Source organism: Clostridium sp. 1001283B150210_160208_E6, from assembly GCF_015669365.1.
GTDB classification, from domain to species: Bacteria; Bacillota; Clostridia; order Clostridiales; family Clostridiaceae; genus Clostridium; species Clostridium paraputrificum.
Map to the genome: position 1 here is coordinate 301,054 of NZ_JADPAA010000002.1, position 24,925 is coordinate 325,978.

Sequence of the window (24,925 nt, forward strand, 5' to 3'; positions counted from 1 at the left end):
ATCTATTTTCCCTTGAAGCCTAGACTCCCCCCTAGGCTTCAAGGATCCTCCTTATTAAATTACTTCAGTTAACTTTTTATTTTCTAACTTTAAAGTTCTATTGCATATAGAAGTTGTTGAGTTTCTATGTGTAATTAATATTATTGTTTTATCCTTGCAATTTTCCTTAATTGCCTTTAATATGGCACCTTCATTTAATGTATCTAAGTTACTTGTTGGTTCATCAAGAATCATTATTTCACTATCTCTTAAGAAAGCTCTAGCTAGCCCAATTCTTTGTTTTTCACCAGATGATAAATTACCACCTAATTCTCCAACCTTAGTTTCATATCCATTAGGTAGAGTTTCTATAAATTCATGTATTGAAGCTTTCTTAGCTGCTTCTACTACTTCCTCTCTTGTTGCATCTAATTTAGCTACCTTTATATTCTCCTCAATTGTTTCATTGAAAAGATATGTTTCCTGACTCATTAGTGCCTCTACTTTCCTAAGTCCATATGTTGTAATATCCTTTATGTTCTTATCTCCTAAAGATATTTCTCCACTATTTACATAGAAGAATCTCATAAGTAGCTTAACTAGTGTACTCTTACCACTTCCACTTTCACCAATTATAGCTACCTTATCTCCATTTTTTATATTTAAGTTAATATCTTTTAATATTTCTTCTCTTCCTTCATAACCAAAGTTAACATTCTTATAAGAAATATCTACATTACTAACTTCTTCTTTTCCATCAACATCTTGAACTGCAGCTTCTTCATCTAAAAGATTAAATAATCTATCTGCTGAAGCAAATGTTTGTAAAAGGTTATTTGAAAGATTGCTTAAAGCAACAACTGGTCCAAAGGATGATGCTAGTATAAATACACAAAGTATATATTGATCCATTGGAAGTGTTCCATTTTGAACAAAATCTCCCCCTACAAATACAAATGTTAAAATTGCTATCATTATTGTTGTATCTGATAATGCTCTAATAAGACCTTCATGATACTTAATTTTCTTTTGTTTTGTATTTAGAAGTTTAGAACTTTTACTTATTTCTTCCCCTCTTTCTTCTGAAACCTTATATATAAGTACTTCCTTTAATCCTCTTAAAGAATCTAAAAGATATGAATTAGCTTCTCCAAAAGTTTTTCTGTATTCTTCTCCAGCTTTCTTTCCATACTTTGAAGTAAAATATGGTATACAAAAACCTACTATAAAGAAGAATATCCCTCCTAGTATTCCTAGTGTTAAATTAATTGAACAAAGTATTATTGTAATTATTATATTAGTTATTATTGCAATTGATATTGGCGCAATAGTGTGAGCATAGAAAACTTCTAAAAGTTCAATATCAGCTGTAATTAAGGATACTAAATTTCCTTTACCCATTCTTTCAAGTTTTGCAGGTGCAAGCTTTCTTAGCTTAGTAAAAACCTTATCTCTTAAAATAACTAATATTTTAAATGCTATATAGTGCCCTGAAAGTTGTTCTATATATCTAAGTGGCCCTCTTGAAATTGCAAATATAATCATTATCCAAATAGCAGTTTTCATTGCTACTCCTAGAGTACTTCCAACCATTTCTCCTATAGCAACTGCACCAAATGATGTGATTCCAATAGCTGCTAAAAATCCAAGTACACCAAAAGTTATAGTTATAAACATAAAAGGTAGTAATGGCTTTAATTCAAGAATAAGCCTACTCATTATTTTAAATCCTGATCTTCTTTCCATTACATCACACCCTTTCCTTCTAGTTCTTCTTGCATTGATACAAGATTAAAGTATTTATTCTTTTTATTCATAAGTTCTTCATGATTTCCTTCTTCAACTAAGTTACCTTTATCTAATAGATAAATCTTATCTGCATTCTTAACATTAGCTAATCTATGAGATATAACTATTAGTGTCTTATTATTTCTTAGTTTCTCAACTGAGTTCCAAATCATTTCTTCGCTTTCAACATCAATATTTGAAGTTGCTTCATCTAAAATAAGTATTTCTCTATCAGACAGTATTGCACGAGCAAATGCTAATCTTTGCTTTTGTCCTCCAGATAAAAGAGAACCACCCTCTCCTACTTGTGTATCTAATCCATCATCTAATGAATATACAAATTCTTTTATGTTAGCTACCTCTAATGCTCTATTAATTTCTTCAACTGTAGCATCCCTTTTCCCTATTAATAAATTATCTTTTATACTTCCATTAAATATGAAACTATTTGTAGATATAATAACCATCTTTTCATATAGATCTTTTAACGGAATTCTATTTATATCAATACCATTAACTTTTATATTTCCTTCATTTACTTTAAATGTATTTAAAAGTAGTGATGCAATGGTACTCTTACCACTTCCACTTTCCCCTACAATAGCAGTAAACTTATCCTTTTCAAACTTCATTGAAACATTATTTATTACATTTCTTTCACCATCATAGCTAAATGTTATATTATCTACTTCTATATCAGCTTTATGGCTTAATTCTTTAGTAAAATCTTCTTTTCTTTCTTCTAATTCATCAGAATCTAATAATTTAAAGATTCTATCACAAGCTGCCATACCATTCATTGCTATATGGAAAAATGATCCCAAAAGTCTTAATGGTATAAAGAATTCTGAAGATAAAAGTATTATAATTATTGTTCCAGCTAAAGTAACTTGTCCATTATAAAATGCATTTAGGGTTATAATGCTTCCTAATGCTGCACCACCAAAAGCAACTAAATCCATAACATTTATAGAATTAAGCTGCATACTTAAAACCTTCATAGTTATTCTTCTAAAGTTTTCAGCTTCATCATTCATCTTCTTGTGTCTTTCTTCATCAATATTAAATACCTTTAAAGTTGTAAGACCTTGAAGATTTTCTAAAAAAGTATCTCCTAAGTTAGCATAGTTATTCCAGTAATCCTTAAGTATTCTTTTAGCTATTTTCATTATTGCAATAATTGAAACAGGTATTAAAGGAACACACACTAAGAAAACTATAGCTGCCTTTAATGATATAAATGAAAATAGTATAAATAATGTTATTGGTGCTAGTAATGCATAGAAGAATTGGGGTAAATATCTACCAAAATAAACTTCTAATTGCTCTACACCTTCAACAGCAACTTGCACTACTGAACTAGTTGATGTTACCTTATTATAATTAAGACCAATTCTTGTTAACTTTCGAAAAATCCCATCTCTAAGCTTTACCTTTACTCCTTCAGAAGCTTTATGGGAAAAGTGACCGTAAGATAAGTTAGCAGCTATTCTTATTAAAATTAGCATTCCTAAGATAATTAATCTTAAAGTATTATTACCTAAGCTATCCCCCGTAAAAAGTTTTCCTATAAAATCTCCAACAATTAATATAATTCCTATATTACATAAAAGAGAAATCCAATTTGCCAGTACAGTTAGTACTATATATTTTTTTGACTCTTCACAATAATTTATAAGCCTTTTATTTATCATCATAAGCATTCACCTCGTAGTTTAATTGATAATAATTTTCATTAACAAAGTAACTATACCATGATTGATAATCATTTTCAATACTTTTTCTCATATTTCCCAAAATAGACCTATAAAAAAAGTGGAGTAGATATTTATTTTGCTTGTTCCGTCACAAAGCTCCAAGTCACATGGAAACAAATATCCACTCCCCCCATACTAAGGGTAAAGAAAAAAGAGAAATTGCAAAGCAATTTCTCTTCCTAATCTTAATTATTTTTATTATTCTTATTAATCCCTTTATCTTTTTACCTTCTTACCCTATTATCTCTTTTTAGCTATTTCAACCTTAAGCTTTTTCCCTTTAATAGTACTATCCTTAAGCTTCTCTAAAACTAGTTTACCTTTTCCATTAAGTATTTCTACATAAGATCCCATATCCCCAATTTCAATGATGCCTATATCATCTGAGCTTACTCCTTCAATGTTTGATATGGTTCCAACAAAATCTACAGCTCTAATCTTTTTCTTCTTACCACCATTAAAGTATAGCTTAGTAATTTCCTTGTTTATGTTTTTACCCTTACTGTCCTTCTTTTTAGCCTTCTTCTTTAATACATTTTCTTCAGATTCTAAAATTTTCTCATCTAAAGCTATTTCCTCTAAACTCTTTTCTGGAATCTTAAATCCTATATATTCTTCTATATCATTTAAGAATCTATCTTCATATGGAGTTACAAATGTTATAGCCTTACCACTTTTACCTGCTCTTGCAGTTCTTCCTATTCTATGTACATAAGCTTCCCTCTCTAAAGGTACATCAACATTAATTACATGAGTTATCCCCTCTACATCTATTCCCCTTGATGCAATATCTGTAGCAACTAAAATTCTAAAATCCCCCTTTTTGAATCTTTCCATAGTGGATATTCTATCCTTCTGTAACATGCCACCATGAATTTTATCAACAGAATACCCCAAGCTTTTTAGATAATCATACTCTACATCTACATTTTCTTTAGTTCTACAGAATATAACTGCTGTTTCTGGCTTTTCTTTTGCAAGTAACATTCTTAAGTATTTTAACTTTTCTTCTCCTCTTACCCTAAATAAAACATTTTCTATTTTATCGACTACTAGTCCACTACTTTGAATTTCAATATTAACTGGTCTCTTTAAATGCTTTGAGCATAATTCTTGTATCTCTTCAGGTATTGTTGCAGAGAAAAGCATAGTTACTCTTTTTTTAGGAATTCTTCTTATAACACCTTCTACTTGTCTAATAAATCCCATATTAAGCATCTCATCTGCTTCATCAATAACTAAATATTTTATATTAGATGTATTAAATGTTCCTCTATCAATATGATCTAAAACTCTTCCTGGAGTACCTATTACTATATGAGTTTTCCCCTTTAACTCTTGTGCTTGATCTTTAAAAGGAGCTTTTCCATATACGCTTACTCCCTTTATTCTTTTATATCTACCTATATTTTTAACATCTTCACCTATTTGTATAGCTAACTCTCTTGTAGGTGCAAGTATAAGTACCTGCGGATCATTTTCTTCCCATTTTACTTTTTCACATAAAGGAATTACAAAGGCTCCTGTTTTTCCAGTACCAGTTTGAGACTTTACAATTAAATCTTTATTAAACAATACTTCTGGTATTACCTTTTCTTGAACCCCAGTGGGTTCTTTATATTCTAAGGCATCTAATGCCTTAATTAATTCTTTGCTTAAATTAAAGTTATTAAATTTGTTTATCATAATTTTCTCCTTTAGATTTTATAGTATTAGTCTAACCTAAAAGTATGATTATTTCTACAAAAAGAAAAAGAGCTATTGTAATAGGGAAAATTCATACTCTATTACGGCAGCTCTTTTTCACCTTACACTAAAAATTAATTAGTCTCCACCATTCAACCAATGAAGCCAACCTTCTTTTCCTTCTGACGTTTTAACCTTAATCCTAATATTTCTCGGATTCCCCTCTTTAAACATTCCATAGTTTGTATTATCAATGTCAACTATTGTGAGAATTTCATTGGGATTACATACTTTAACAATATCTTCTTTTTTGAACTTAGATATTATCTTTTGAATCTCTTCTTTTCCAATACTATCATCAACATAACTTTCAAAAGCCCCATCAACATTAGGAGAGTCTGAAAATAAAATAAGAGAATTATCATATTGAAGAGTTTTACCTACTAAATTATTTTTATCATTATAGACTACTTTCCCTGTAACAATATCATAATAACTTAAAAGCACAGAAAATTTATCATTAGTTCTAGAATAATCAGTATATATCTTCCCCTCACCATCATATTTTTCTATATATCCAACAGTATCATATATCTTCTTTATTTCATTGCCATCAAACCTAAATATTGCTGAACTTGGATCATCACTTTGTCCCTCACTATTTATATAGAATTCAATATACTTATCCTTAATATTAAAATCTGCGAAACTTACTTTAGGAACTATACCAATTACATCCTTCTCCTCAAAGGTATATTCTTTATCACTTGAAATAATGGATATTAAATATTTTTGGTTTTGTATCCCGTCTTTCTCATATTGAAAGGTAATCTTGATTGTTTCTTCAATACCATCATTGTTTAAATCCCTCTTATAAACTTGTACATCATCAGGCTTGTTATTTTCTAAATTTCCATTCTCTTCTGAAACATTATTTTCTGTACTATCATTTATTGACTTAGCTTTTATAGTATATCCTATTAAACTAAAGATAATTGCTACAATCACAATAATACCAAAATACGTTTTCTTCATTATTTGCCTCCATTTATCATTGTTAAAATATAAACTGACATTTTTTACTTTTCGATAGAATCAGAGTATTATGAATAATTTACACCGATGCTATATGGTACCGCCCCCCCCCAATCATAATTCCTAATTCCTCGATATTTATTATTTTTTAAATCTGCTTTGCTATGTGTTGTAGCTCTTGCATAATATTGTGTTTGTTCATAACAACCTAGAGTATCTCCATTTATATAATTAATAATAAATGTATGCTCTTTTCCCGCAACATTTGTTACAACCGCATCTCCAGGCAATAAATTATCAAGACTAGATAATTTGGTAAACAAACTATCACTAACCAGAGTCCATGTTGTATGTCTTGACACATAAAAGGCAAAGCTTACAAATCCAGAACAGTCACTTCCATACATTGACATAGATGAACTATATGGAGTATAGAAATTAGAGTTATTCATACTTGATTTAAAACTCTTTTCATCAACTTGATTTGGTGTTTGCGAGTAAGGTATTCCTATCAAAATAATTGTTTTGGAATTTGATAAAACTACGTAAAAAAAGAGTCGGCAATAGAGAAGATTTATTTTCTATTGAAACAACTCCCTTTTTATCCCCTACCATACCTCATTGTTTTAATACAACTTACTTACTCCTTAGCATAATCCCTTAATCTAAAGCTTCCTGCTGTAAAGAATACTAAAGACATAAATATAATCACTATAGAAGGTACTATATACTGATTGTTTTGTGCTATTTTTATCATCCAAGTAAATGGAGATATAATACTTAACTTTTCAATAATCTTAGGTACATTTTCAAAACTATCTAAATTCATACTAACCATAGAAATACCAAAACAAAGTAGCCCAAATATTACTGTAGCTAAACTTGTAATGATTGGATTCTTAAGCCATCTTGTTACACATACTACAATGGTAGTAGATATTAAACTACATAATACTATTACTAAAATTGTTGATAATATACTATATGAATGTAGCCCTACTATTTTAGAAGTAATAAGAAATGCAATTGTACTTAAGACAGCTTGTAAAAAGAATATGGATAAGAATATTCCTCCTAGAATTTCATAATCCTTATTAGCTGTAGATATAGTTCTTTTTAATACTTTCTGATTTCTTAATTTTATTATATCTTCTGTAATTACAGACCCACCTATCATCATAAAGTAACATATCATCATTAAAGCCATAATAAATTGAGAGTCATCTTCCACCACATCATCTTCTATAATTGTTTCTATATAATTAGTACTTAATCCCTCTCTAACTTCTTCTTCAAGCTTATTATTGATATAATTTTCTATAATTTCATCTCCAATTACAGATCCTATTTCCTCTTCTGTTTTATATACTTTTACTTCAGGTGTTCTACCAGATGCTAAAACCTCTCCAAAACCATTTTCTATAACATATATGGCTCCTACATTATTTTTTCTTAACTCACTATAATTATCCTCTGCCCTTCCTTCATATTCTTTAATTGTATATTTACTCTTTAGTTCATTTACTAATTCTTGAGAATATGCGGAATTATCATTACATATTATTCCGATATGACCACCACTCATATCATCTGGAGCCTTAAACAAGCCAACCAACACAATTATTGGAAGTAAAAAAGAAATAGCCCAAATTAAAGGATTTTTTACATGTCGTTTCATATTAATAAAAACAACTCTGATTAAACGCATCTTCTTACCTCCTTAACCATGCTTTCTTTTATCATTGATATTATAAAGAAAATTACTGATAATCCAAACAGAATTAATATGGAACCATATACTCCTTTTAATGTTCCATATAGAGTAAACCAATTAACTATTTTTATAATTAAATGTGTAACAGAAAGTGATGATAGTATGCTTTCTACTCCAGAGAACATTTCCATACTTGCTACTGGAATCAAAAACATAATTACCCCTACAATCTTTCCATACTTAGGACCAAATAGGCTTAAAACCAACATGCTAATAGTTGACATAAATAAAGAACTTACTCCTAAAATTAATGTTAAGGAAAGTATATTTCCAGTAAAATTAACCCCAGTAAATCTAAATATTAGTACATAAACACTCATAATTATAAAACAATATATAAAGTTAGTAGCTAAATCACTTATTAATAAACCTAATCTACTTGTAGGAGTTGATCTAATCTTATTAGTTAAATCTACTGATTGCTTTGAATAACTTCCTTCAATTAATCCATATATAAGCATTGTTACTACAAAACCTATCATTGATGAAGACATCATTTTATATGAAGAAATGTTTTCTTCCACATCAATTATTGTACTTTCTACAGCTTTATTATCATTTAATCTTTCCAAATCTTCCTGAGAGCCCCCACTAATCCCAACATACATACTCTTATGATATTTATCTAATATAACTTTTAACGTTTCAATTGCTGTGTTTCTTTCATTATTATTTTTCTTTATTACAATATTTCCTTTATTTAATGATGTTAAGTTTTTTTCATATCCTTCTTTAATAATTAAATCGCAATTACTATCTTCATTACTTATAGTAACTAGCTCTTGCATGTCTTCACTCTTTAAAAAATCTATTAAACTTTTTGACATCTTTGTTTTATCTTCATCCACAATACTCACTGTAACCTTTTTTAGTTTCAAAGGATTATCATGGGTACTACTTTTCATAAATCCCATAACTCCTGCAAGTATTACAGGTAATAAAACAAAGTAGGCAATTGTAATTAGTCCATTTGCAAACATTCCCTTTAAGATTGTCTTCACATAATATAAAACTTTCATTGCCACTGCCCCCTAGTCCCTTAGATTTTTTCCTGTTAACGTTAAGAATACATCCTCTAATTTAGCTTCTTCATAACTTATTTTCTTGATGATTACATTTTCTTTTTCTAAAATATTTAGAGCATTTCCAAGTTTAAAATTACTATTTATAGTTAATGTTATTAAATTTTCATTATCGACAATTTTTAATATTCCTTCTACATTTTCTAATTTAATTAAGGCCTCACCACTCATATTTGAAGCATCAATTATTACCTTGTTATTAGGAAAAACTGAACTCTTTATATCTTCCTTATTTCCATAAGCTATTTCTTTTCCTAAATCAATAATAAATACTCTTTCACATAGCTCTTCAACCTCCTCCATGTAATGAGAGGTATAAATAACTGTTGTTCCCCACTCTTTGCATATCTTCTTTGTAAAAGTAAATATATGATTTCTAGACTGTGGGTCTACCCCAACTGTTGGCTCATCCATAATTAAAACCTTAGGATGATGCATTATAGCTGTAGCTATATTTAATCTTCTCTTCATTCCTCCAGAAAACTTCTTAACTTTTTGCTTTCTCTTATCTTCAAGTCCTGTTACCTCTAAGGCTTCTTTAATCCTTTCCTTTAAAAGTTTTCCTTTCAATCCATATAAAGCTCCAAAAAATTCTAAATTGTCATAAGCACTTAATTCTTCTAGTAGAGCTATATCTTGAGGTACATATCCTATATTGGCTTTAGCTTTAAGGCTTTCTTTTACTATGTCATATCCACAAATCTTAACACTTCCACTATCAGGTACTAAAAGACTAGTCATTATGTTAATTAAAGTGGATTTTCCTGCTCCATTAGGACCTATAAAACCAAAAATTTCACCTTTATTAATTTCATAACTTATATTGTCTAAAACTAATTTATCATTAAATCTCTTAGTAATATTTTTAATTTCTATAATTGCCATAAAAAATACCTCCTTAAATTTCCTAATACCATAATAGAAAATTCAGGAGGTTTTATCCATATATAAAAGTCACTACCTAAATGACTTAAGTCATTATTCCAGTTTTAAATGCAAATATAGCAATTTGAGTTCTATCTCTTAACTCTAGTTTAGATAATATATTTGTTATATTATTTTTTATTGTTCCTTCTGATAAAAATAATTCCTCTGCTATTTCTTTATTGCTTAATCCCCTTGCTATTCCTTCAATAATATTTATTTCCTTTTCAGAAAGGCAATACCTTTCTATATCTTTATTCTTTATTATTGGGGATTTTAATATCATTTGAGATGCCACATCTGGATGAACTACCATGTTCCCCTTATAGGCAGTCTTTACTCCTTCATAAATAACATCATAAGAACTATCTTTTAACATATATCCAAAAGCACCATATTTAAGAGCTTCATCTATATATTCCTTATCTTTAAATGTTGTAAGTATAATAACCTTTATCTTATTAAACTGCTCCTTAATAAGTCTTGTCCCCATTACTCCATCGCAATCTTTCATTCTTATATCCATAAGTACTATATCAATTTCTTTTGATTTACATATATCTAAGGCCTTAAACCCATTTTCACAAGTATCTACAACTTCAATATCCTCAAAAGTAGAAAGCATTATCTTAAGTCCATCTCTAATTAACTTTTCATCATCTACTATTAAAAGTTTTATTTTTTCCATCCTATATCTCCTTTTCCTTAGGAATTGTAATTTTTACAAAGAATCCATTATTTATAGATGATTTAATATCTACTAATCCATTCATTTCATTAACTCTTTCTTTTATACTCTTTAAGCCAACTCCAGTTTCTTGAATTTTATCAGTTCCTTCGCCATTATCTTTAAAAGATATTACAAAATCATCTTCAGTAAAATTCATAATTATATTTACTACAGTAGCCTTCCCATGCCTTAAGGCATTAGATAAAACTTCTTGTGTTATTCTATATAAGTTACTCACTTGCTTTGTAGATAGATTCCATTCTCCTTTAGAAACTATAACCTTAACATCTACACCAGACATCTTCTTAAAGTTTTTACAAACTTCTTGTATTCTTAAGACTCCTTGATAGTTATCATATTCATCTGGCTTCAATTCTTTAACAGCTTTTTTAACATCTTGAAAACTTTCATTTATAAATTCTCTTAAGTTTCCTGCCATTTCCCCAAGACTACTTTCTTCTTTTTTCCCAATAGCCTCCATAGCAGATAATTGTATCATAGCTGTAGATAATGCATGTCCTACACTATCATGTATTTCTCTAGATATCCTATTTCTTTCTTTTAATAGGGTTATTTCTTCAATAGATTGTACATATACTTCTAATTCCTGATTTGCTTCAATCAACTTTTCTTCTGATACTCTCAATTTGTCATAAAGCTTTTGTGCTTCTAGCTTTGTTGAATAAAGACGTTCAATATAATTTAAAAGTATAATAAACACTCCTAAAATAAATAAATTAACCATACCACTTTCATAGGATTTATTAAATTTTTCTGTAATTCCTATTAGTGCAGAAACTATAATAAAGCCCTTCTTAATATATCTATTTTTTAATGTAAATACATCAATTATTGCACCTATTAAGTAAAAAAGTATCCAGCCTCCAAAATTCAATTGAGCAATAGGAATTAGTATAAACTCTAGTGCTATGGATATAATTTTTATTTTTTCATTTTCAATAAAAAATACTCTAAGATTATTATTGATAATAATTAGTAAAATAAAAATCAAGCTAAACAAGCTAGAATTGCCACTTTCACAAAACAACTGATAAATTAAAAATATAAATACTATATATCTTACACATAATAACTCTTTACTCTTATTCATAAAATTCTCCATACTATATATATGTTTTACCTATATAATACTATAGTTTTATAAAATAAGAAAAGAAGAAACTACGAAATATAGCTTCTTCATATTAATTAATATTACTAAATATATCATATAAATTTAAAATTCCGTACCCCCATTGTGCATTAGGGTATATATCTCCTTTTCTTTTTTGTGTTCCTCTAGCAATAAAAGTTTTTATACTTTGAGTAGACATATATGGATAATTTTTTCTAACTATTCCCCACTCCATCAATAAAGCACAAGTACTGGCTGCTATAGCTGCTGCAACGCTTGTACCATTTATAATATTTATTTTATTATTTACCCCCATTGCCATTGCATTTTTACTTCCTGCAGCTATATCAATCCTATCAATAAAGTCATCTCTAAAGGCAACACCAGAATAACCTAATAAATTAAAATTATCTTGATCATAACCTGCAGCAGTAATAGTTTCAGTAGAATCTCCTGGTATCGTTATTGTTCCATATATATCACTATTTAAAAATCTTGTTTTTGAGTTTATTAAGACTCTTTGAGGAATCCATGCATTTATGGTAGAATTTTTTCCCTTTTCTAATGTAGTTCTGAATTTCCATATTCCAGGTTTTATATTATTCATAGCTATTCTTATCATCTGATCTCCAGTAAAAACTTCTGGGACAAATTCTGTATAAAGAATATGAGTTTCCTCTAACACAAATGAAAGCTCTTCAGCAAATTCTATACTTCCAGAAGTACTTAAAACACCTGATTCCTCCCCTGAAGGTGATATTATATTTACATTAACTATATCTGGAACATTAGCCCATATATCTAATATTATATTTTTATCTTCCTCTGCTATATTAAGCTCAATAACTTCACTATCTCCTACATTCTCAATAACAGATAATGAATGACCTCCAGCATCTCCTTCATTTCCTGTTCCAGTAACTATTACTATCCCAACATTACTAGAAATAGTCTTTATATATTTGTCTAATATAGAATTGCCTCTATGATTACCAAAATTACTTTCAATAGGTAACAAAATAACCATTGGCTTAGAATTAGTTAGCACATAATCCTTTAAATATTCTAAAGAAGGAAATATTGTAGTCAAATTATAAACTGGCACCTTAATATCAAATTTTTTTTTAAGAGCTGTATCTTCATTCAACTTTATTATCCCATACCTACATTTCGAAGCTATTCCATATATTTGATTCGCATTATAATCCATTCCTCCAACTAATGATGCCATATGAGTTCCGTGTCCAACTTCATCTCTACTCGGAACTATATCATATGGATTATCTCCACTCCTATATGCATTAATTGCTCTATTAATATCATCTGATGTATATATAGTTCCATAAGGAATATTATTATTTTCATTTTCTTTTGTATTTACTCCTTGATCCCAAATAAACTCAATTCTAGTTTTTCCAGTTTCATCCATAAAGGTGTTATTTAGATAATCTATTCCTGTATCAATAATACTAACAATAACCCCTTCTCCTTTTAAGTTAATAGAATCACTACCTTGAATATATTCAAAATCTGTTGCCACTAATGGAGTAATTTCTTGCAAGGTATAGGGATCAAGAATTTTGAAAAATGATATACTATCAAAATTACCATTATTTCTTATTATTAAATTTTTAATATATTTAAATTCATTGCTAATTCCTATTTCAGTATTTTTAACTGTAAGAATAGCATATTTATCATTAATTTTACTTACATATAAATCCGGCACACCTTTTATTTCAGATTCAATATCTCCTTCATATTGAATTAAATATTTATTATAATCACCGCTTGTATAAACAAACTCCGGAATATCATCAGATTTTTTCAACTAAACAAATCTCCTCTCTTTTCAAAAGTGTCATATATGCCTTTATCCATTACCACAATGATTTGTTGTCTATTCTTCCCTTGTCTACTACCACTCTCTAACCTATATACTCCCCCAATAAATTCAAATGTATTTTTTATATTTAAATATCCAAAACCATTTTCTCTATTAGGATAAGTGTCATTATTCTTTCTATTGGCTCCATAAATCAAGTAACTTCTTACTTTAGTTGAGAACATCTGAATATCATTTTTATCTACTATACCCCATTGAAGCATTAATGAACATACACCTGCAACAATTGCTGTAGCAACCGAACTACCGCTTACTGCTTGTATATTACCTCCTGGTGTTGTAGTTAATATATTTACTCCCCCTGTTGTAATATCAGGATTAATTGATCCATCAACATTATATCCTCTTCCTGATTCCGCCACTGAGGTATCATTATTACTATTATAATAAGCTACGGTTACCACATTTACAGCAGTAGATGGAATTGTTAATGTATTATATGGATTTGGTTTTAAAAACTTTGTTCCTTGTGGCAATAGTTTGCTTGGATACAACCAAATATGAAATGAACAATTTAAAACATAATCGCCTCTTAATCTAATAGTCCATATTCCCTTTTTTATATTATCAAACCTAAGCATTATAACCTGATTTCCAGTATATATATCAGGATCATAATAATTAACTCTAAGTGATGTATTTATAAGTATATATCTTACCATTTTCTCTTTATTAACTTGAGAACTTATATATTTAGATTCCTCACCAGATGGCGATATAACATTGATAGCCATTTTGCTAGGTCTTGATACCCAAACTAACATAGTAAAATACTTCATTTCTTTTGCTATATTTAATTCTATTTTATTTTCTTCTCCTGTGTATTTAATGATATCTGAATAATGACCCTCACTACCTCCTTCATTTCCTGTTCCTGCTACAATTACTATACCTCTTCTATCTGATATATTCGTTAAATACCTAGATATAATATTGTTAGCATTATGGGCCCCTATAGTAGTTCCAACTCCTATAAATATCACTATTGGTTTCCTTACCTTTAGAGCATATGCATTTAAAAACTCAATTCCAGATAACACCTCACCAGAATTGTAAACAGGAACTACAGGTACTCCATTCTCTCTTAATTGTTTCTCAAAATTAGGAGAAGGTATTAATTTTACTACTGCATAATTAGAATTATTAGCTATCCCCCTTATTTCGCTCTTATACCCTCTTGCACCGATTATCCCAGCCATCTTAGTTCCATGCCCATTTTCGTCCTTACTTGGAACAATATCATATGGGTTTTCTCCATTTCTACTTCTTTGAATTGCTTTGTTTATATCATTATTGGAAAATTCTGTTCCTACATAATAATTTGAGTTTTCAACTTGAACTGTCTGATCCCATATAACTTCTATTCTAGAGGTACCATCCTCTCTAATAAATTCTGGGTTTAAATAATCAATACCTGAGTCTATCATCCCAACTAAAACTCCAGTGCCATCTAAATTCAAATAAGGATTTACTTTAATTGAACTTATTTCATCAATTGATTCTGGCGAAATGTCCTGCAATACATAAGGGCTTCTTACTTCTATATAAATAATAGCTGGAACATCTAACTTTAATCTTTCTATATCTACCTCATTTACAGACACTACAGCCAAAGTATCAGTAATGGTATTACCATCTGCATAATCCACTTTATCTATTTGATCTTTAAATTTTCCTCTATATTCTACTAAGTACCCCTCAGTATTTTCATCTAAGTATGGGTTATAATAATTAACTCTTATATTTATCCCCCTTTACTAACTAAATATTTTTTCGGATTATCACGCACAACCATTACAAGTATATTAATTAAGAAATTCTATTATTCTATACAAAAGAAAGAGCTGTTACAAAACTCATAATAGTTTTTATAACAACTCTTTTTTATCTAATATACTATTTTAATTTAATTAATAACTCTTCTATATCTAATCCATGAACCATACAAGCCTCTTGTAATGTTTCTCCTTGAGAAGCTGGACATCCAAGGCAATGCATTCCTGCAGACATTAATACACTTTCTGCATTTGGGTTTATTTTTAATATATCAGCAATAATTGTATCCTTTGTAATTTCAGTACTTTCTTTACTTTCAGGGAAGAACATATTCATATCTTCCTCTACTGTTGAAATTCCACCAATTCCAAAATTCTCAACTAATACATTTGCTACATTTGGAGAAAGGAATGCAGGTAATGTTGGTCCTAAGTGAATTTCTTTTACTCCAAGATATAATAATGATAGTAATACAATTACAGCCTTTTGTTCATACCAAGCTATATTATAGATAATTGGTAATTCATTAATATCAGCTAGTCCAAATACTTCTTTTAACTTAAGAGCAATTAATGCTAATGAGTAGGAATCATTACATTGACCAGCATCTAATACTCTTGGAATACCACCAATATCTCCTAAGTTTAATTTGTTGTATTTATATTTTGCACAACCTGCAGTTAAAATAACTGTGTCCATCGGAAGTGATTTTGCAAAATCAGTATAGTAGTTTCTCTTAGAAGCTCTACCGTCACAACCAGCCATAACTACGAATTTCTTAATTGCTCCTGATTTTACTGCTTCTACTACAGTGTCAGCAAGTGCAAATACCTGTTCATGAGCAAATCCACCTATGATTTCACCTGTTTCGATTTCTGTTGGAGCTGCACATGTTTTTGCTAATTCAATAATTTCAGAGAAATCTTTCTTAGATCCAGCTTCACCTTCGATGTGTTTACATCCTGGGAATCCTGCTGCACCTGTTGTAAACATCTTATCTTTGTATGAGTCTTTTGGTGTTACTATACAGTTTGTTGTCATTAAGATTGGTCCATTGAAGCTTTCGAATTCTTCTTTTTGCTTCCACCAAGCGTTACCATAGTTACCTACTAAATGAGAGTATTTCTTTAATTGTGGATAGTAGTGTGCTGGTAACATTTCTGAGTGGGTATAAACATCAACTCCTGTACCTTCTGTTTGAATTAATAGCTGTTCAATATCTGCTAAATCGTGACCAGATACTAATATACCTGGATTTTTACCAACACCTATATTAACCTTTGTAATTTCTGGATTTCCATAAGTAGATGTATTAGCCTTATCAAGTAATGCCATACCATCAACGCCTACCTTACCTGTTTCTAATGTTAATGCTACTAAATCATCTACTGTTAAGGAATCATCTAATAATTTTGATAATGTTTCTTGCATAAATGCATCTATTTCTTCATTATCATATCCTAATGCATTTGCATGCTTAGAATATGCAGATAAACCTTTTAATCCGTAAGTTATTAATTCTCTTAAAGAACGAACATCTTCATCCTTAGTTGCTAACACACCAACTTCTTCAGATTCTGCTTTTTCCTTTAACATTGCATTTACTTCTTTACCATCATTGTTTCCTAAAACTATATTTTTAAGTGTGTTTAAAAATCCATTATTTTCATTTTCTTTTACATCCCAAGTTGCTACTTCAGATAATCCTTCTTTATTTGAAAGCTTCTCTAATAATTCATTTTTCTTTAAAAGTGTTTCTTTTACTCTTTCATAAAATACTTCATCATCAAAATTTGCATTTGTAATTGTTGTAAATAAATTTAAAGTTACATAATGATTTATATCCTTAGATACTTCTTTTCCTTCTTTACGTAATCTTGTTGTAACTTCTGATAAACCTTTTGTTACATATATTAATAAATCTTGCATATTAGCTAAATCAGCGCTTTTACCACACACCCCAACTTTTGTACATCCTTTATTTTGAGCTGTTTCTTGACATTGCATACAGAACATATTTTGATTCATATTCTTATCTCCTTTACTTGTGTATTTATTATCTGAGTTAATAATACATTGAAATAAAAAATGAGTCTGTAACAAACGTTACAAACTCATTTTTTAATATATAAGAAAATAATTTTATATTTTCCTTACCTTTAGTATGAGTGGAGTGGATATTTGTTTTGATGTGACTTGGAGCTTGCGACGGAACAATCAAAATAAATATCTACCTACTTTTTTTATTTAAAGAGTTCCTCTTCTAATGCCTCTAAATTCAATATATTTATTGATGACCGATCAAATTCTATTAATTTATCTTCTCTTAATTTTATTAATTCTCTTGAAAGTGATGGTCTTGGAATTCCTAAATATGATGCTATATCCTCTTTACTGCTCTTTAATTTAACAAGATCATTTTGCTGACTTTTTTGTAATTCCAATATAAAATTTATTACCTTTTCTCTTACACTTTTAAATGCTAAACTTTTTACTTTATTATTTAACATAAAAACTTTATCACTTAGTAATGATACAAAGTTCTCTAGTATTTTTTCTTCTCTTAAACATAATCTTAATATTTCATTTTTATTAACAAATAAAATTTTACTATCGGTTGTAGATATAATTGTAGCTGGATATGTACTCTCTTTTGAAAAAACTAGAGCTTCTCCAAAGACATCACCACACTTTAACCTCTTTACAATTATACTGTTACCACTTGGATAAATTCTTTGTATTTCTATAATTCCCTCTAAAATTAATCCTATGCTACTACAATCTTCCTCCTCGTTTGCAATTACACTACCTCTTTTATACTCTTCAAAGGAATATTTAACAGATTCTAATATTTTCCCTATTTCTTCTGCTTTTAATCCAATAAAAAATTCATTCTTCTCAAGTAAATCTATATTCAATATATCACTCCTATAAATAATTATTCTTTTTTAATAAAGACAATTTTAAAATTTTCCTTTATAATATCATTATATAAAACAAAGGAGGAATTTGAAATGGGTTGTGGATGTTTAACAAAAGCTAATAATGGTAATGATGGAAAAGCCATCGTTGATTTAGTAAGAAGTAAGGGTAAAGATAATTTTCCTTTAAGATATCTTTATAAAATAGATTGCTCATGCGGCAATACATTTACAATGAAAACTTTAGTAGATAAATGTGTTCATTGTAACATGACATACGGTGTTACACCATGTGGACAAAACGATAAAAATAACGTTAAATCAGCTGGTATTAACTACTAAAAAGAAAATTATTATCCTATACATAAAAAAGATGAGGAGCTTATCCTCATCTTTATATTTATCTTTATCTTATTTTTAAAGCTTCCTCATATTCAATATATGAATTTCTATCTACTATATTTCTTAAAATAAGAACTTGGACAAATGCAACTACAACATCCATAATTACATGTTGTTTAATAAATAATGTAGATAAAATAATTAAATATCCTACAATAATTACTGTTGATTTTAAAATTTTATTTTCTGAAACTCTACAAACCCATATACTACAAATTAATGCCAAGGCTACATGAAGGCTTGGACAACAATTCACCGGTCTATCATTTGCATATATATTTCTTATCATGTTTGAAAATACATCATCCCCAACAATAATTGGGCGGCTTACACTAGTTTGAAAAAATATAAATATTACTAGAGCTGATAACATAGTTAACACTATACACTTAGCAAACTTATAAAATTCCTCATTATTTTTCGCATAAATATATATAAACGAAAACAAAACAAGTGCATACCACATATAGTACGGAATTACAAAATACTTAATAAGAGGTATTTTACTATCCAACGTTGTTGCTAAAGATACACTTGGTATATTTAATCCATTTACAAGTTCATAACCTATTATAGTAATTAGATATGCTATTACTAAAAATATAGCTTTTCTATCTTTTATAAATCTTTTGGCTATATCTATAATCATATATTATCTCTCCTCTTAAAATAAACATAATAATTCATCCTTTTACCACTACTAATTATACCACCTTGTCCAAATTTATTATCTTAATTTTATATTAATATTTCCTTAGTTATGTATATCTGATAAAATTTAATTAAACATTCAAATTTAGGAGGATTTATGAAAGTTGGGATTATTGGAATAGGTGACATATGCAAAAAAGCCTATCTTCCACTTATAACATTAATGGATGATTTAGAAATTGTATTGTGTACAAGAAATACCACTACATTACAAGAAACTAAATCAAAATATAAAATAAATAAGGCAGTTTCTAGTGTAGATGATTTAATTAATGAAGGAATAGAGTGCGCTTTTATTCACAGCTCTACAGACTCACACTATGATCTTTGTAAAAAGCTTTTATCTAGTGGAATCCATGTTTACGTAGATAAACCTATAAGCTATAACTTAGATCAAGCTTTAGAATTAAAGGATTTAGCTATAAAAAACAATTTAATACTTAAGGTAGGTTTTAATAGACGTTTTGCTCCTATGATAAGTTCATTGAAAAATTTAGGGGAAGCAAATATAGTGCTAATCCAAAAGAATCGAGTAAATTTACCTGGACAGCCAAGAATTTTTGTATATGATGATTTTATTCACGTTGTAGATACCCTAAGATTTTTAATGAATGGAGCTTATGATAATTTTACTGTAGATGCAAGAATAGAGGATAATTTATTACAAAGCATTACTTTAAAACTATCTAATTCTAAAACTACAGCTATTGGTATAATGAATAGAATAAATGGAATTACCGAAGAAATAGTTGAATATATGGCTCCTGGTAAAAAAGCCATTGTTCGAAATTTAACTCATACAACTCTTCTAGAAAACAATAGTACCTCAATAAAAGAATTTGGGGACTGGGAAAACACTCTTAACAAAAGAGGTTTTAATTCAATTATTTCATCATTTATTGATGATGTTAAAACTAAGAATCTCAATTATGATATGCTAGAAGATTCAATAATTACACATAAACTTTGCGAAAAAATATTAAAAGAAATCCCTAGAAATTAATCTAGGGATTTTACTTTTAATTATCTTTAACAAGGTTAATATACACTCTTCCCTATCCCACACAAGCTAAAACCATATATAAACCTCATTATTATTTTCTTATTACACCAATTGCTTTTCCTAAAATATAAAACTCTTCATCTGGTGTAACAACTATAGGCTCATAATCATCATTTTCTGGTAACAATGTTATTGTAGTCTTAGTTAAACTTAATGTTTTTAATGTTGCACTTCCTTCTATATTTACAGCTACTATATCTCCATTCATAGGAGCTTGGGTTTGCTCAATTACAACAAGGTCACCATCATTTATGTTGGCCTTTATCATAGAGTTTCCCTTTACTTTTAATATAAACTTCTTGTTTCCACCCTTAACCCAATACTTAGGTAAAGTGAAAGTATCTTGTTGCTCTGGAGATATAAGAATTGGCTCCCCTGCTGCTATATTGTTGAAAACAGGAATTTGTTCTAATTCATCATCTGAGTACTTTTCATCTAACTCTCCTAAGACCTTTTCCTCAAAACCTGTATTTTCAATAGAAAAATCAAAGTTTCTTCTATGTTTTAAATCAAAAAACTTGTATTTTTCTTTTATATTAAACTCTTCATTAATTACTTGTTTATTATTTTTTTCTACTACATCCACTTTAAAATTGTATATCTTTTTATTATTACCAAATACCTTTTTAGCGTAAACTCTTCCTTTCTTTACAAGTTCAGAATAAATATTTTCTCCCTTATCTACGTCAATTCCTAAGGTAATTGTTCCATAAGACTTGTCCTTATATAAAGCTAATAAAAATTCTAACTCTAATTTAGATAGTCCCTCTACATTATCTATAAAAAGATGAACATATCCACTATCTTCCTTATTTATATTTTCAATAGCTAATCTTATTCTATCCTCTTCATCCACTAATCCCTTTTCTTTAAGAGTTCTATTATAGTAACTATATAGAATGAACATTTCTGCCCTTGATGGAGAATTCTTTCTTAGCTTTAATGGTCCTCCCATTAAAGTCATAAACTCTTCAGCCTTCTTTATATTATTATTCTTCATATACTTTATTTCATTTAAAATTAAATATAAATTATCATTATTTAATTTATTGCATCTTTTAAAGCACCCTATTTTTATCCCTTCTTTAAGGATATCTAATCTCTCATTTTGCTTTGCTAAAATAGAACCATTGGAATACCTTAATATAAGCTCATTTAAAGTAATAAACTCAGGCTCCACATTTGATGATAATAAGGATATATATTTATAATTGTTATCAAGTTTAACTTTATTAAATCTGCTTTTTATTTTATCTAATAAGCCTTTTTCCTTTTGAACAAATAAAATTTTATCCTCTTTTTCAAAGGCAAAATTATTAACTAAATTTAATATTCTATGTAAAAACGCTTCAGTTTTTCCTGTATTGCTTCTTCCTTTAACTATACTATTTTTGCAAGGTTTGCCCTCTATAAATTTATTTTGTATCTTAAGTAATTTCATATATTCTGTCCTCTTCTAAAAAAAATCTTATATTTATATAATAAAGGAAAATGATTATCTTTTCAAAATTATTTTCACCTTCAACTTATCTTTCTCTTCTTTCCCTTAAAGAAAAAATACTTCCTAAGAAAATAGTTAAACAAATAATACTTGTAACAGATATTACTATAGCCATAAATTTAGCCAAGTTAGATACAGGGCTTATATCCCCAAACCCTATTGTTGTGAATGTTACTATAGTATAGTAAAACAAATCAAAATTATTAGGATTTGAAGAAAAAGCTCCTTTATCTATTATATTAGTTAAAGAAACCCCTAAAAATAGGTTTATAACTATCATGGTAACTATGGACATTGCTGCAATAAATACTTGAAAAAATCCACCTCTATCTTTTCTATCGAACTTTATATACCTTGGATTTCTCATTATTTTTAGTAACAACTTCATATTCAAAAAGTAGCTTATTATAATTCCCAATGCACCAGATAAAGTATATTTATTTAATTCATTTGGAAAAACTATAAGTATCATCACATAAGAGGATATTATAAAATAGGTAAGTAAAAAGTCTCCCTTTATACTTTTATCCACTCCCATACTCATATACCTATGAAGGTTAGAACTTAATAAAAGTATATATCCCATTAAATAATGCACAATTATAACTCCTACTATAATAATAGTAGTTTTAAAAATCACATCTACTTCTATTGAAAAATGTAATTTAACATACTTTAATACAACGTTATATATGGAAAGTAAATTAAATATTTCTGTAATAATTATCATTCCACCTTGAGTTATCCTTACAAGGAAATCCCCCTCAGTCCATAGACTTTTATAAGTAAGATTAATTCTCTTAATTCCATACTTTAAATATTCTTTAGTCCTATCCACATTATCAAAAGCTGTTAAAATAAATATAATTATTGTTAATATAGTAATTATTACAATCACATGCCTCACCTCCATGTGCAAAGTTACACATGATATAATATGTGGGGATGCCTTAAAATATTTCTTTTATATGTTTTATCATCTTTTCTTTGTTATCTTCATATTGCTTTTTTCTATTCCCATTTGCACCAGAAGGATGAGGGAATCCTTTTAAAACATATTTTTCATCTATTCTTCCTTCTTTTATAAATTTATCTAACACCTCTTCTACAGCTTTTCCTAGTGGAATAATTAAAATCTTACCTAAATTTGATAATTCATCTAAAAAAATATTCTCTATATAGTTCATAAGAATTGGAGTTTTTAGAATCTTTGGGGTGTGCCCTGTATAATTCTTACCATCTACAAAAACTGAATAAGGTATAAGGGAAATTGTATGTAGAAGATAGTCTTTATCTTTAAAAAGCTCACTGCAACTATTTATTCCTAATGCATCATTTAAATATATTCCATCTAACATACTTATTATATTATTTCTTAGACTCCCACTAAATCTAGCTGCCACCTTGCAATTATAACTTATTTCTTCTATAGATACTCCCTTTTCTATTCCTTTTCTTGCTTCTACAATTGCTGCATTCATCTGTTGAAATCCTGGTGTTATTCCTACAATAAATACCTTGGCCTTTGGGTTTATATACTCATTATGAGGAGCATAGTATATTTCAACCTTTCCTTCTTTTTGGATTAAGAAATCATTTATTAACAATTCTTCTTTTGAATATTTGCTTTTAATAGGTAACTCTTTTATAGCATCAATATAGTCTTTTAAAAATTTTCTCATATATTATCCTCCTATTGTTTATACTCTTTAATAATATAATTTCCATTAAATAAAAAAGCATTTATAAAATTTGAATAAGATTATGTAACATATTATTTAGTATAGAATAATATGTATTATAGATTTAAATTTAACTTCATTAATAATAAAATATATTAATATTTCCCAATTAGTTTCTCCAACATCTACTACTCTCAAGATTTTTGTGGGATAAATATAAATTATCCCACATTTAACAATCATGTATATGTTTACAGTATATATAATCTTATGATACTCTATTTATACAAATATCATTTAGGGGGACTTATATATGAGACTTATTGTAAACGGGGATGACTTTGGTTATAGTATTGGACAAAATTTAGGTATTTTAGAATGTTTTAAAAATGGGGTTATGACATCTACCTCATTAATGGTAAATATGCCTGGATTTAATCACGCTATTGAATTAATGAAAAATAACAGTGAATTAAAGGTGGGAATCCATTTAGTTATGACTGTTGGTAGCCCAATCTCTACAGGTCTTAAGGAAATAGTAAACAAGGATGGTATCTTTGATAGAGATATGGCTAAAATTGAAACTGCCAATATTGAAGAAATAAGAAAGGAATATAGAGCTCAAGTAGATAAATTCTTATCAACAGGATTTACTCCAGTTCATATAGATTTTCACTACGCTGTAACTAATGAACAATACCAAGTTGCTATGGAAATCGCTAAAGAACTAAATATTCCTGTAAGAGGAATGGATAAAGTTTGGGAAGATAAACTTGATGAAAATAATATAAAACACTCTAAAAACTTTAACTGTGACTTTTATAATGAAGGTGTATCTTTAGAAAATCTAATTTCAATTCTTGAAAATAATTTAGATAAGGACTATATGGAGCTAATGAGTCATCCAGCTTATGTTGATTCAACTATTCTTAGAAATAGTAGCTATAATACCAAAAGAGCTTTTGAACTAGAAATTCTTACAAGCAATGAAATAAAAGAATACATAAAAAATAATGATAATATAGAATTGATTTCTTATAAAGATTTATAAGAAACATAAAAAAACTGCCCTA

Annotated in this window: 21 protein-coding genes; 3 read left to right on the forward strand and 18 right to left on the reverse strand. The window is 28.4% G+C overall.

From position 1 onward, the window contains the following. Positions 1-54: 54 nt before the first annotated feature. The 14 genes from cydC to I4V16_RS04250 all read right to left on the reverse strand — a co-directional run bounded on the left by cydC (position 55) and on the right by I4V16_RS04250 (position 18,490). Positions 55-1,725 (reverse strand): thiol reductant ABC exporter subunit CydC, encoded by a 1,671-nt coding sequence (cydC, locus tag I4V16_RS04185; protein WP_195966530.1) that lies wholly within the window; start codon positions 1,723-1,725, stop codon positions 55-57. Further along, positions 1,725-3,464 (reverse strand): ABC transporter ATP-binding protein/permease, encoded by a 1,740-nt coding sequence (locus I4V16_RS04190; protein ID WP_195966531.1) that lies wholly within the window; start codon positions 3,462-3,464, stop codon positions 1,725-1,727. The genes cydC and I4V16_RS04190 overlap by 1 nt, the downstream gene beginning before the upstream one ends. 300 nt (positions 3,465-3,764) lie before the next feature. Then, a complete protein-coding gene (locus tag I4V16_RS04195; protein ID WP_195966532.1) occupies positions 3,765-5,210 on the reverse strand; it encodes a DEAD/DEAH box helicase in 1,446 nt (481 codons plus the stop codon). A 138-nt stretch (positions 5,211-5,348) separates the two neighbouring features. Beyond that, entirely contained in the window at positions 5,349-6,245 is an 897-nt protein-coding gene (locus I4V16_RS04200; RefSeq protein WP_195966533.1) for a hypothetical protein, read from the reverse strand. A gap of 68 nt (positions 6,246-6,313) precedes the next feature. Next, positions 6,314-6,697, reverse strand: a complete 384-nt coding sequence (locus tag I4V16_RS04205) for a hypothetical protein (protein ID WP_195966534.1) — start codon at positions 6,695-6,697, stop codon at positions 6,314-6,316. A 188-nt stretch (positions 6,698-6,885) separates the two neighbouring features. Next, positions 6,886-7,953, reverse strand: coding sequence for an ABC transporter permease (locus I4V16_RS04210; protein WP_195966535.1), 1,068 nt, complete (start codon positions 7,951-7,953; stop codon positions 6,886-6,888). Further along, positions 7,944-9,038 carry an ABC transporter permease gene (locus I4V16_RS04215; protein WP_195573260.1) on the reverse strand — a complete coding sequence of 365 codons (1,095 nt, stop codon included), beginning with the start codon at positions 9,036-9,038 and terminating at the stop codon, positions 7,944-7,946. The genes I4V16_RS04210 and I4V16_RS04215 overlap by 10 nt, the downstream gene beginning before the upstream one ends. A gap of 12 nt (positions 9,039-9,050) precedes the next feature. After that, the gene (locus tag I4V16_RS04220; protein WP_099330112.1) at positions 9,051-9,986 is read right to left on the reverse strand and encodes an ABC transporter ATP-binding protein; all 936 of its coding nucleotides are present in this window, start codon (positions 9,984-9,986) and stop codon (positions 9,051-9,053) included. An 85-nt stretch (positions 9,987-10,071) separates the two neighbouring features. Continuing rightward, entirely contained in the window at positions 10,072-10,713 is a 642-nt protein-coding gene (locus I4V16_RS04225) for a response regulator transcription factor (protein ID WP_049180235.1), read from the reverse strand. A 1-nt stretch (position 10,714) separates the two neighbouring features. After that, a complete protein-coding gene (locus tag I4V16_RS04230) occupies positions 10,715-11,866 on the reverse strand; it encodes a sensor histidine kinase (RefSeq protein WP_195573258.1) in 1,152 nt (383 codons plus the stop codon). 94 nt (positions 11,867-11,960) lie between these two features. Continuing rightward, on the reverse strand, positions 11,961-13,721 hold the full coding sequence (locus tag I4V16_RS04235) for a S8 family peptidase (RefSeq protein ID WP_195573256.1): 1,761 nt from the start codon (positions 13,719-13,721) through the stop codon (positions 11,961-11,963). Next, a complete protein-coding gene (locus tag I4V16_RS04240) occupies positions 13,718-15,445 on the reverse strand; it encodes a S8 family peptidase (protein ID WP_195573254.1) in 1,728 nt (575 codons plus the stop codon). Before I4V16_RS04240 ends, I4V16_RS04235 begins: the two co-directional genes overlap by 4 nt. Before the next feature lie 247 nt (positions 15,446-15,692). Beyond that, positions 15,693-17,600 carry a hydroxylamine reductase gene (gene hcp / locus I4V16_RS04245; RefSeq protein WP_049180229.1) on the reverse strand — a complete coding sequence of 636 codons (1,908 nt, stop codon included), beginning with the start codon at positions 17,598-17,600 and terminating at the stop codon, positions 15,693-15,695. A 215-nt stretch (positions 17,601-17,815) separates the two neighbouring features. Then, a complete protein-coding gene (locus I4V16_RS04250) occupies positions 17,816-18,490 on the reverse strand; it encodes a Crp/Fnr family transcriptional regulator (protein ID WP_207745407.1) in 675 nt (224 codons plus the stop codon). A gap of 96 nt (positions 18,491-18,586) precedes the next feature. Here I4V16_RS04250 and I4V16_RS04255 point away from each other — a divergent pair, with 96 nt between their 5' ends. Next, the gene (locus I4V16_RS04255) at positions 18,587-18,835 is read left to right on the forward strand and encodes a hypothetical protein (protein ID WP_049180226.1); all 249 of its coding nucleotides are present in this window, start codon (positions 18,587-18,589) and stop codon (positions 18,833-18,835) included. Between the two features lie 64 nt (positions 18,836-18,899). On the opposite strand, the gene I4V16_RS04260 is transcribed toward I4V16_RS04255, so the two are convergent. Continuing rightward, on the reverse strand, positions 18,900-19,544 hold the full coding sequence (locus I4V16_RS04260; RefSeq protein ID WP_049180225.1) for a phosphatase PAP2 family protein: 645 nt from the start codon (positions 19,542-19,544) through the stop codon (positions 18,900-18,902). Positions 19,545-19,703: 159 nt separating this feature from the next. Between I4V16_RS04260 and I4V16_RS04265 the strand changes: the two genes are divergently transcribed. Then, positions 19,704-20,609: a Gfo/Idh/MocA family oxidoreductase gene (locus tag I4V16_RS04265; protein WP_195573250.1), complete on the forward strand. Its 906-nt coding sequence runs from the start codon at positions 19,704-19,706 to the stop codon at positions 20,607-20,609. Positions 20,610-20,700: 91 nt separating this feature from the next. On the opposite strand, the gene lexA is transcribed toward I4V16_RS04265, so the two are convergent. The 3 genes from lexA to I4V16_RS04280 all read right to left on the reverse strand — a co-directional run bounded on the left by lexA (position 20,701) and on the right by I4V16_RS04280 (position 23,852). Then, complete coding sequence (gene lexA, locus I4V16_RS04270; RefSeq protein WP_195966536.1) at positions 20,701-22,110, reverse strand: transcriptional repressor LexA; 1,410 nt, start codon at positions 22,108-22,110, stop codon at positions 20,701-20,703. A gap of 85 nt (positions 22,111-22,195) precedes the next feature. After that, positions 22,196-23,068 (reverse strand): potassium channel family protein, encoded by an 873-nt coding sequence (locus I4V16_RS17635; RefSeq protein WP_049180219.1) that lies wholly within the window; start codon positions 23,066-23,068, stop codon positions 22,196-22,198. 52 nt (positions 23,069-23,120) lie between these two features. Then, positions 23,121-23,852, reverse strand: coding sequence for a hypothetical protein (locus I4V16_RS04280; RefSeq protein WP_195966537.1), 732 nt, complete (start codon positions 23,850-23,852; stop codon positions 23,121-23,123). Between the two features lie 313 nt (positions 23,853-24,165). Between I4V16_RS04280 and chbG the strand changes: the two genes are divergently transcribed. Continuing rightward, positions 24,166-24,903: a chitin disaccharide deacetylase gene (chbG, locus tag I4V16_RS04285; RefSeq protein ID WP_195573246.1), complete on the forward strand. Its 738-nt coding sequence runs from the start codon at positions 24,166-24,168 to the stop codon at positions 24,901-24,903. Positions 24,904-24,925 lie beyond the last annotated feature (22 nt).

What these genes read in the sequence shown, in the direction of transcription:
- cydC (WP_195966530.1), bottom strand. Translation starts at nt 1,725, where the DNA reads ATGGAAAGAAGATCAGGATTTAAAATAATGAGTAGGCTTATTCTTGAA.
- I4V16_RS04205 (WP_195966534.1), bottom strand. Translation starts at nt 6,697, where the DNA reads ATGAATAACTCTAATTTCTATACTCCATATAGTTCATCTATGTCAATG.
- lexA (WP_195966536.1), bottom strand. Translation starts at nt 22,110, where the DNA reads ATGAAATTACTTAAGATACAAAATAAATTTATAGAGGGCAAACCTTGC.
- I4V16_RS04255 (WP_049180226.1), top strand. Translation starts at nt 18,587, where the DNA reads ATGGGTTGTGGATGTTTAACAAAAGCTAATAATGGTAATGATGGAAAA.
- I4V16_RS04215 (WP_195573260.1), bottom strand. Translation starts at nt 9,038, where the DNA reads ATGAAAGTTTTATATTATGTGAAGACAATCTTAAAGGGAATGTTTGCA.
- I4V16_RS04225 (WP_049180235.1), bottom strand. Translation starts at nt 10,713, where the DNA reads ATGGAAAAAATAAAACTTTTAATAGTAGATGATGAAAAGTTAATTAGA.
- I4V16_RS04195 (WP_195966532.1), bottom strand. Translation starts at nt 5,210, where the DNA reads ATGATAAACAAATTTAATAACTTTAATTTAAGCAAAGAATTAATTAAG.
- I4V16_RS04230 (WP_195573258.1), bottom strand. Translation starts at nt 11,866, where the DNA reads ATGAATAAGAGTAAAGAGTTATTATGTGTAAGATATATAGTATTTATA.
- I4V16_RS04280 (WP_195966537.1), bottom strand. Translation starts at nt 23,852, where the DNA reads ATGAGAAAATTTTTAAAAGACTATATTGATGCTATAAAAGAGTTACCT.
- hcp (WP_049180229.1), bottom strand. Translation starts at nt 17,600, where the DNA reads ATGAATCAAAATATGTTCTGTATGCAATGTCAAGAAACAGCTCAAAAT.
- I4V16_RS04210 (WP_195966535.1), bottom strand. Translation starts at nt 7,953, where the DNA reads ATGCGTTTAATCAGAGTTGTTTTTATTAATATGAAACGACATGTAAAA.
- I4V16_RS04190 (WP_195966531.1), bottom strand. Translation starts at nt 3,464, where the DNA reads ATGATGATAAATAAAAGGCTTATAAATTATTGTGAAGAGTCAAAAAAA.
- I4V16_RS04260 (WP_049180225.1), bottom strand. Translation starts at nt 19,544, where the DNA reads ATGATTATAGATATAGCCAAAAGATTTATAAAAGATAGAAAAGCTATA.
- I4V16_RS04220 (WP_099330112.1), bottom strand. Translation starts at nt 9,986, where the DNA reads ATGGCAATTATAGAAATTAAAAATATTACTAAGAGATTTAATGATAAA.
- I4V16_RS04265 (WP_195573250.1), top strand. Translation starts at nt 19,704, where the DNA reads ATGAAAGTTGGGATTATTGGAATAGGTGACATATGCAAAAAAGCCTAT.
- I4V16_RS04200 (WP_195966533.1), bottom strand. Translation starts at nt 6,245, where the DNA reads ATGAAGAAAACGTATTTTGGTATTATTGTGATTGTAGCAATTATCTTT.
- chbG (WP_195573246.1), top strand. Translation starts at nt 24,166, where the DNA reads ATGAGACTTATTGTAAACGGGGATGACTTTGGTTATAGTATTGGACAA.